The sequence below is a fragment of the Chryseobacterium sp. KLBC 52 genome (assembly GCF_003347605.1).
Taxonomy (GTDB): Bacteria; Bacteroidota; Bacteroidia; order Flavobacteriales; family Weeksellaceae; genus Chryseobacterium.
The window spans coordinates 1-8179 of record NZ_QDFZ01000013.1; the positions used below are offsets into that span (position 1 = coordinate 1).

At 33.4% G+C, this 8179-nt stretch carries 9 protein-coding genes and 4 tRNA genes; 8 read left to right on the top strand and 5 right to left on the bottom strand.

Features of this window, described 5'->3' with window-relative positions; translation table 11 throughout:
- Positions 1-465 (top strand): IS3 family transposase (locus tag DDF69_RS14305; RefSeq protein ID WP_114820850.1); only part of this gene is annotated, 465 nt, incomplete at its 5' end.
- A gap of 93 nt (positions 466-558) precedes the next feature.
- Here DDF69_RS14305 and DDF69_RS14310 read toward each other — a convergent pair.
- The 5 genes from DDF69_RS14310 to DDF69_RS14335 all read right to left on the bottom strand — a co-directional run bounded on the left by DDF69_RS14310 (position 559) and on the right by DDF69_RS14335 (position 4104).
- Positions 559-2037: a tetratricopeptide repeat protein gene (locus tag DDF69_RS14310; protein ID WP_114821377.1), complete on the bottom strand. Its 1479-nt coding sequence runs from the start codon at positions 2035-2037 to the stop codon at positions 559-561.
- A 976-nt stretch (positions 2038-3013) separates the two neighbouring features.
- Positions 3014-3087 (bottom strand) — tRNA-Arg (locus tag DDF69_RS14320).
- Between the two features lie 13 nt (positions 3088-3100).
- Positions 3101-3175, bottom strand: a tRNA-Pro gene (locus DDF69_RS14325).
- Between the two features lie 767 nt (positions 3176-3942).
- Positions 3943-4016 (bottom strand) — tRNA-Arg (locus DDF69_RS14330).
- Between the two features lie 13 nt (positions 4017-4029).
- Positions 4030-4104 (bottom strand) — tRNA-Pro (locus DDF69_RS14335).
- A gap of 355 nt (positions 4105-4459) precedes the next feature.
- On the opposite strand from DDF69_RS14335, the gene DDF69_RS14340 reads away from it, so the two are divergent.
- The 7 genes from DDF69_RS14340 to DDF69_RS14370 all read left to right on the top strand — a co-directional run bounded on the left by DDF69_RS14340 (position 4460) and on the right by DDF69_RS14370 (position 7922).
- A complete protein-coding gene (locus tag DDF69_RS14340; RefSeq protein WP_114821379.1) occupies positions 4460-4885 on the top strand; it encodes a hypothetical protein in 426 nt (141 codons plus the stop codon).
- Between the two features lie 9 nt (positions 4886-4894).
- Positions 4895-5179, top strand: a complete 285-nt coding sequence (locus DDF69_RS14345; protein ID WP_114821380.1) for a hypothetical protein — start codon at positions 4895-4897, stop codon at positions 5177-5179.
- 160 nt (positions 5180-5339) lie between these two features.
- The gene (locus tag DDF69_RS14350; RefSeq protein ID WP_114821381.1) at positions 5340-5714 is read left to right on the top strand and encodes a hypothetical protein; all 375 of its coding nucleotides are present in this window, start codon (positions 5340-5342) and stop codon (positions 5712-5714) included.
- An 89-nt stretch (positions 5715-5803) separates the two neighbouring features.
- On the top strand, positions 5804-6139 hold the full coding sequence (locus DDF69_RS14355) for a hypothetical protein (RefSeq protein ID WP_114821382.1): 336 nt from the start codon (positions 5804-5806) through the stop codon (positions 6137-6139).
- Positions 6140-6187: 48 nt separating this feature from the next.
- Positions 6188-6826, top strand: a complete 639-nt coding sequence (locus tag DDF69_RS14360; protein ID WP_114821383.1) for a hypothetical protein — start codon at positions 6188-6190, stop codon at positions 6824-6826.
- A 38-nt stretch (positions 6827-6864) separates the two neighbouring features.
- Positions 6865-7236 (top strand): hypothetical protein, encoded by a 372-nt coding sequence (locus DDF69_RS14365; protein ID WP_114821384.1) that lies wholly within the window; start codon positions 6865-6867, stop codon positions 7234-7236.
- Positions 7237-7397: 161 nt separating this feature from the next.
- Positions 7398-7922, top strand: coding sequence for a thermonuclease family protein (locus DDF69_RS14370; protein ID WP_114821385.1), 525 nt, complete (start codon positions 7398-7400; stop codon positions 7920-7922).
- Positions 7923-8179 lie beyond the last annotated feature (257 nt).

Sequence of the window (8179 nt, forward strand, 5' to 3'; positions counted from 1 at the left end):
ACAGAATTTAACGTTTCGGGCAGTAAATTGTATCTTTCGCCGATAATTGACCTTTACAATGGCGAGATTATCAGTTACGATCTCTCAGAAAGGCCTGCCTTTGCGCAGGTTGTGAATATGCTCAAAAAAGGATTCAGAAAAATTAAAAATACTGAAAACCTCATTATCCACTCTGATCAAGGCTGGCAATATCAGATGAAAGCCTATCAGCACCTGTTAAAAGAAAAAGGCATTATCCAAAGTATGTCCCGCAAAGGAAACTGTCTGGATAATGCAGTAATAGAAAACTTCTTTGGAACTTTAAAATCTGAAATGTTCTATACTAAGAAATTTAAAACCATTGATGAGCTCAAAAAAGAAATAAAGAAGTATATCAAGTATTACAATAACGACAGGATAAGACTTAATCTAAAAGGAAAGAGTCCGGTACAGTACCGAACTCTTTCATATAATAATATTGTTTAATTTTGTCTAAACTTTTGGGTGCAGTCTATTTGTGGTTGGGGGATCTAGTATAATTTCAGCAGTTTATTTTCGATTTATCAAGATGATCACGATCTATTGAGCATCAGAAATTGATTTGATAAATTGATAAAGATCCGTCTCTGTTTCAAGGTGTAATTTTTTACGTAAACGGTATTTCTTTGTCTGTACAGATCTGTGTTCCATAGAAGAGTACTGTGCAATTTCTTTTGAAGAGAACCCCAGGCATATCATAGCACAGAAAGATAAATCTGATAAGGAAAGATTAGAGTTGATTTTTAAAAGCTGCTGACAGACTTCAGGATAAGTTTCCTGAAATAATGCTAGAAAACCTGCACTGTTTTTCTTTGCCAGTTGGATAATCTGCTCGTGATTTTCATTAAGCTTTCTTTTTAAAATTTTGGCTTCTTCTTCGTGCTGAAGAATAATGGTTTTGCTTTCCATCAGTCTTTTTTTCTTTCTTTTAAACTGGAAATAAAAATAAAAGGACAGCAACAAAACAAGTAAAAATAAAATCCCTCCATACCATAAAGCTTTCTGAAATTTAGTTTTTTGTTTTTCTTCTTCTTTCTTTGATATTTTATTAAACGCTAATGTGATCGCTTTGCTTTGGTCATTATCTATGCTGTCTTTTAACGAGGTTGCCTTGTCTAAATATTCAACTTCTTTCTCAGCTACTTTAAGCTCTTTGTACAATGAGGCAAGTAATTTGTAATTATTTAAAACCAGCTGAGGTCTGTTGATTTCTTTCGCCAGTTCAATAGACTCTATAATAGCGTCGATAGCCTCATTATTTTTTTTCTGAACCTGCATAAAACTGCTATAATCATATAGAACTACTGCTCTTTGGTACTTATTATGCTTAAATCTTTTGGTTTCCAGCAGATCAAAGGCTTTTTTTAAATAATGCCTCGCTGAATCTGAATTCAAGTTGTATTTTGTATAGTGATAGGCTACATGTGCAATATCTAAAGGATTAGGATCTACTTTAATGGCCTTATGAAGGTAAATGAGTGAGGAATCAGGCCGTTCATTTCCGTTGAAATAAACGGCTCGTGTTGAATAGACATACCGTAAAAAAAAACGACAGTCCTGATTATCTTTTTTTAATCTTAAAGCAGATTTCATGGCTTTTAAATTATAATCTAAAGCCATTTTAGGTAGATTCATCCTGCTATAGACCTGTGAATACTCCTGATTAATTTTGCCATCAAGAAAGTCATCATTAATCTTTTTTGATTTTTCCTCAGCGTAGTTCAGATATTCTATGGCCTTTTTAAATTCTCCTACCAGCCAGAGACGATTCGCAATATTGGCATACCCCCAGGCTTCTCCTATAGGATATTTGTTGCGAATAGCTTCTTTTATAATCTTTTGATTCCAAATGATCAGATCTTTATTAGATATTCTGGTTCTAAGCTCTTCGTTTGTTTTGATGAGTAAGGTATCTATTTGCTGTTTATTATAGTGTTGTGGAAATAGTTTTGAACAGCAAAATGTAAAAATCAGGCAATAGATTATTCTATTAATGTTTTTCAAAGAGTTCGTGGTCATAGAATAAATACTGTATTAAAGATAATTACAAGAGTCGGATATGATGCAAGTGAATTCATTAGAATATAGGCAGTAGTTTATCAATTCCTGTCATTAACCACAATGCCTCTGTAAAAAACAGGTGAGATTATTAATCCCACCTGTTGGCATCATAAAGGTTTTTTGATCATTCTTGTGTTTTAGAATCGATAATTGGCTGCAATTTGAAAAAAAGAAAAGAATTAAGAAAATTATAGAATACATCATAGGTACATCATGTGATTTTTGCTTTATCTGTAAGGGTTGCTATCAGGTTGTATGTATGGTGTATGTTTATTGCTTGAATGCATTGTATGAGGACTTTGTAATGAAAGTTGCAGTTGCGCCAGCTTTAAATGAAATCTGAAAAGAAAAATGAAAAAAAACAGAATTTGATATGGTTTTTTATTTACCAAGATATTTTTAGGGTATCAGATGTACATCAGTATCCCATTAAAATGGTTTTTATTGTCCATTTTAATGGGGCTATTTTATCCAATATGAATAATCTCTTTTTGTTTGATGAGAATACAACAAAAAAATTCACTGTTTCCAGTAAGTCTTTAAATGAGCTCGAAAGGATTCGAACCTTTGCCGTCCCGATTGAAATCGGGATGCTCTATCCAATTTGATAATCACTGGTTGTTGTAGGGTAAATAAAAACAAAAAAGACTCACTGTTTCCATTAAGTCTTTAAGTGAGCGCGAAAGGATTCAAACCTTTGTCGTCCCGATTGAAATCGGAATGCTCTATCCGGTCTGATTAATAACTGGTTATTGTAGGGTAATAAAAAACAAAAAAGACTTACTAAAAATAGTAAGTCTTTAAGTGAGCGCGAAAGGATTCGAACCTTTGCCGTCCCGATTGAAATCGGGATGCTCTATCCGGTGTGCTTTACCAATGATTTTAAAAAGTAATAAAAACAAAAAAGACTCACTGTTTCCAGTAAGTCTTTAAGTGAGCGCGAAAGGATTCGAACCTTTGACCGTCTGCTTAGAAGGCAGATGCTCTATCCAGCTGAGCTACGCACCCTAAATTTTATAAGTCGGGGCGGCAGGATTCGAACCTGCGACCTCCTGGTCCCAAACCAGGCGCGATGACCGGACTACGCTACGCCCCGAGGGTGTCATCAGTAACGATATTTACTTCGTTTTTGCGGTTGCAAAGGTACAATACTTTTTGAAATAAAAAAATAAAATTATGAATAATTTTTAATTAATTTTTCATGACTGACTTTTGATGTATTCTACTTATTTAAAAATCATTGCCTTAGAATGTTTTTATAATCCAATGCTAAAAATGGTTCATTGTACCTAATTCGAGCAAAAACAAAAAAGACTTACTGTTTCCAGTGAGTTTTTGAGTAAGCGCAAAAGTATTCGAACCTTTGCCGTCCCGATTGAAATCGGGATGCTCTATCCGTTTTGCTTTTGCTTTACCAATGATTTTAAAAAGTAATAAAAACAAAAAAGACTCACTGTTTCCAGTAAGTCTTTAAGTGAGCGCGAAAGGATTCGAACCTTTGCCGTCCCGATTGAAATCGGGATGCTCTATCCGGTGTGCTTTACCAATGATTTTAAAAAGTAATAAAAACAAAAAAGACTTACTGTTTCCAATGAGTTTTTGAGTGAGCGCAAAAGGATTCGAACCTTTGCCGTCCCGATTGAAATCGGGATGCTCTATCCGGTGTGCTTTACCAATGATTTTAAAAAGTAATAAAAACAAAAAAGGACTCACTGTTTCCAGTAAGTCTATAAGTGAGCGCGAAAGGATTCGAACCTTTGCCGTCCCGATTGAAATCGGGATGCTCTATCTGGTGTGCTTTACCAATGATTTTAAAAAGTAATAAAAACAAAAAAGACTCACTGTTTCCAGTAAGTCTTTAAGTGAGCGCGAAAGGATTCGAACCTTTGACCGTCTGCTTAGAAGGCAGATGCTCTATCCAGCTGAGCTACGCACCCTAAATTTTATAAGTCGGGGCGGCAGGATTCGAACCTGCGACCTCCTGGTCCCAAACCAGGCGCGATGACCGGACTACGCTACGCCCCGAAAGGGTCATCAATAACGAATTTTACATCGTTTTTAGGGCTGCAAAGTTGCGATTCTTTTTGTAATAAAAAAAGAAAATAAGGTATAATTTTTAATTAATTTTTTATGCACTCTTTTTTATTACCTTTACCTTGTTAATAACCATTGATTTAGCCCGCTTAAAAATGCTGAAAGAATTTTCTTTTTTTTGCTCACATTAAACATTCGTATCCCAAAATATAAAAAAACAGGATGGAAAGCAGGAGTTCGTTTTCCTCTGTTCTGTTGTTTTTTGATGATGATGTATTCTTGCTGTAAGAACCAGGAATTTGTTAGTCACACTATTGCAAATACATCACTGAGTTTACCCAAATCAATGGTCATTAAAAAAGAACAGGCTGAAGATTCCCAGGTATATAGCATTAATGCTGGAAATAAGCATGTTAAATATATCTACTATGGTGATTATAAACCTTTTGAAGAAAATTCTTTTTTCATTACAGATGATAAAGAATTATATGGAAAATATAAAAATAGGGAGTTAAAAGCGTATTTTTCTGATAATTCTGATAGAGATTACAGAAACGGAATTTATAATGTTAATTATTATTACTACGATACAATCAATAAGCACAGAGCTCAGATTATGATGCCGAAAAAAATGGATAAAGGACTTATTGGGATTCATTTTGACAGTGTAGATATTCATCAAAAGAAAATGGCAATTATTATCAATGATTTGAGTGAGGAGAATAAAGAATTATTTTTAAAAGTTTTTAAAACTATTAAATTCAATCCGTAAATATCCCATATGAAATCATGGCTATCATGTTCAAGACTCATCATTGGTCTTTCTGCAGTGCTTTCTCTCTTTATTGCATGTAATAAGGAATATACAAGCCCTTACGGATACGATTACATTAAGGTGTACAAGTATAACAAAGAACCATGGGATTCTGATGCGGAGAAAAATAAGATTTATATAACTGAATTATCCGATCAGGACAGTATTCTCTACCCCAAAATAGGAACATTGAATTTTACGCTTATAGATTCTCTAAAACCGAGCAGGAAAACCGATTCTCTGGGGATCTGATTTGAAATATGTTGCAAAGTTCAGTGTTTATTGTGATGAATGTTTTTTAATCAATCATACTACCCGCGAGACATATTACATAAAGGTCGGATATGATAAAATTATGAAGCTGTCAGCCCTGTTTCCCATTAATATTGATGAAAAAATAAATTAAATTGAAATGACCATTATTCAATTACATATACTCGACTGGTATGATGATATGATAACATCATGGATTTCATTGGAAAATGATTCTTATATTTTTACCTGTATTCAGAAGGATTTTACAAACGGAGAGAAAATATATTATGGGGTAAAAACAGATGAAAAATCATGTGAAAAGATTCGTGATATCATAGGGAAGAAGATTTTTACTAAAAGGGATTGGAGTACCATAAATCGTATTTTTGAAGAGAATAACAAAAGTGATAATGTATTTTTATTGAGAACAGTATCATTATACGTGGGTTCGGATATTACTTTTAGTAAAGTGAAAAATTCAGATATCAGAACGATTAAGCTTCCTGTTGATATTTCAACACTATATACTTGATATACTTGTCTGTATAGAGATTTGTATGATATACTTGTCTGTATAGGGATTTGTAGAAAGCAGGTAGTTGTTGACTAAAATAAGAATTAATGAAAGATATATTTGAGTTTAAAATTGTAATTCATGAAGATATGCCAGAGAATCTGGTAGACCGTTTCATTGCTTTTATTGAAGACTGGTCAGTGAATTGGGGAGGTGGCTGTTCAGATAATCAGATCAATGGAGGATTGTATGCTGATGAAAATATAATAATTAATATCAATGATTTTGTGAGAGAATTTGTTGCATTTTTTTTACACCTGGACATTACGATACAGGATATTGAGATGAATATAGAAAATTTTTATTTTTATCGTTTTGATCATAATGTTTTTATTGAAAATTATTCTTCGCTACCTGTCAATATTGGCTGTTGGGAGTTATAATTATTCCAGAAAAAACTGAAATACCTTACAAAAAAACATTAGTGTTTTATGAAGAAATATAGAAATATTCATCATCATTACCTTTCAAATTTTTTTAAACAGAGTGAATTGAACTATGATAGTTTCTGGTTGTTTTATAACCATGAAGACGGAATTCAAATGGAACCCTTTTTTCCTGATCAGAAGGTTTATTCTTTTTTGTGGGAGTATTCAAATCCGGATATTATAATAAAGATTGATGAATGGAAAAGAGCTTTCAGAAGAAATAATATTGAGATTGTACAGGAAGATAAGCTGCATATCCGAAACTACTTGTCGGGAGAGCGAAAAGTATATCTGGATTGCCTGGAAACCAGTTTTGTAACTGCAGATGAAAAATTTAAAGACCTTACTGCATATGATGCCGGACAACGTTTTGTTCAGATCGTAACCGATGAAAGTATCTCTTTTACGGATATTGATTTAAGTTTTCTGGAAGTAACAGATACAGCAGATAAATTCCGAGCGTTGATCAGGATTCTGGATACTGATGGTATTCAGGCGCTCATCTTAAATGGCTACCATCATCGGAGAGAATTACTTAAAGTTTGCATTGTGAAGAAGGGAGAAGCCTGCATACAACCAATGGAATTTTTGTCCTTACTTATTTTTGAAAATACTTATGTAGCAATGCCGTTTAACTGGTGAGAATAGTATAAATATAATTGCTTCAGTACGCATATAGAATGAATTTTTTAAGATTAGAAATAATAAATAGAAATAAAAGTTTAGTAGTCATATTGGTTATTATTGTTTTTGTATTCTTATACAAAGTGATATTTTCGTCAAAAAACGAAGGTAGTTTTTTAGATGAAATTAGAGAAAAGGATATAAAATCAATAATTAGAAAAAAGTATATGAATCATGATAATCACAATATACCATTTCTGGTGTATGGCAATCAAGATAGTATTTTAGTTTACAGAGATTGGTGGGATAAAGTTATGGTTGGAGACTCGATAATAAAACCCAAAGGATCTTTAGAAGTGATTATAAAAAATTCTGATAAAATTGAAAAACTGGATTATGAAGATCAGTTTGGTTTAGAGGGGCAATGATTTAATATATTTGGTTTTAGCCAATATCAATAACCCCGTTCCGCAAAGTCTCCCGACTTTGAGGTGAAAAAAACAAATAGTTTAATTTGATATTACAAAAACCTTGCATTTTGCGAGGTTTTTGTAATTAAACAAGACTTTCTAATCCCTATATTTGCTCCATGAAACGATTAATGCTGCTGTACGTACTTTTCCCTGTATTTCTATTCTCACAGACTACCGGAAAAGTGATCAAAATTTCAGACGGAGATACTATTACTTTACTGTTAAAAGGTAATCAACAAAAAAAAATCAGATTAGCCGAAGTTGATTGTCCGGAAAGCGGACAGGCGTTCGGTAAAAATGCGAAACAGTTTACTTCTGCTCAAGTATTCGGGAAAACGGTAAGCTTTGTTGAAACCACTACAGACCGTTATGGAAGATCCATTGCAAAAGTGTACTATGACGATGGGAAATACCTTTCCAAAGAGCTTATCAAAGCAGGATTGGGATGGTGGTATTTTTCCTACTCAAAAGATGCGTCTCTGGGCGAAATTCAGGAAACTGCAAAACTTAAAAAAATGGGTCTGTGGCAGGATATTAATGCTATGGCTCCCTGGGACTACCGTAAAATGAAACGTGAGCTTAGAAATAATAAGAAAATCGAAGCGGCTAAGAACGGAACAAAAATAAAAGGAGTTGCATAAATATTCTAAAGGATAGAAGAAAAAACAAAAACTGTCTCAAAAAATGAGGCATTTCAAAATATGTCTGGTAATGTCAACCAGGCGGCAACGGAATTTGAAACCAAATACAAAAAGTCTTAATTTTATTACTAAAAATTACTCTTCTTAAAAACAAAAAACCTCACAATAAAAATTGTGAGGTTTTTTGTGAGCGCGAAAGGATTCGAACCTTTGACCGTCCCGATTGAAATCGGGATGCTCTATCCAATCTGCTTTAC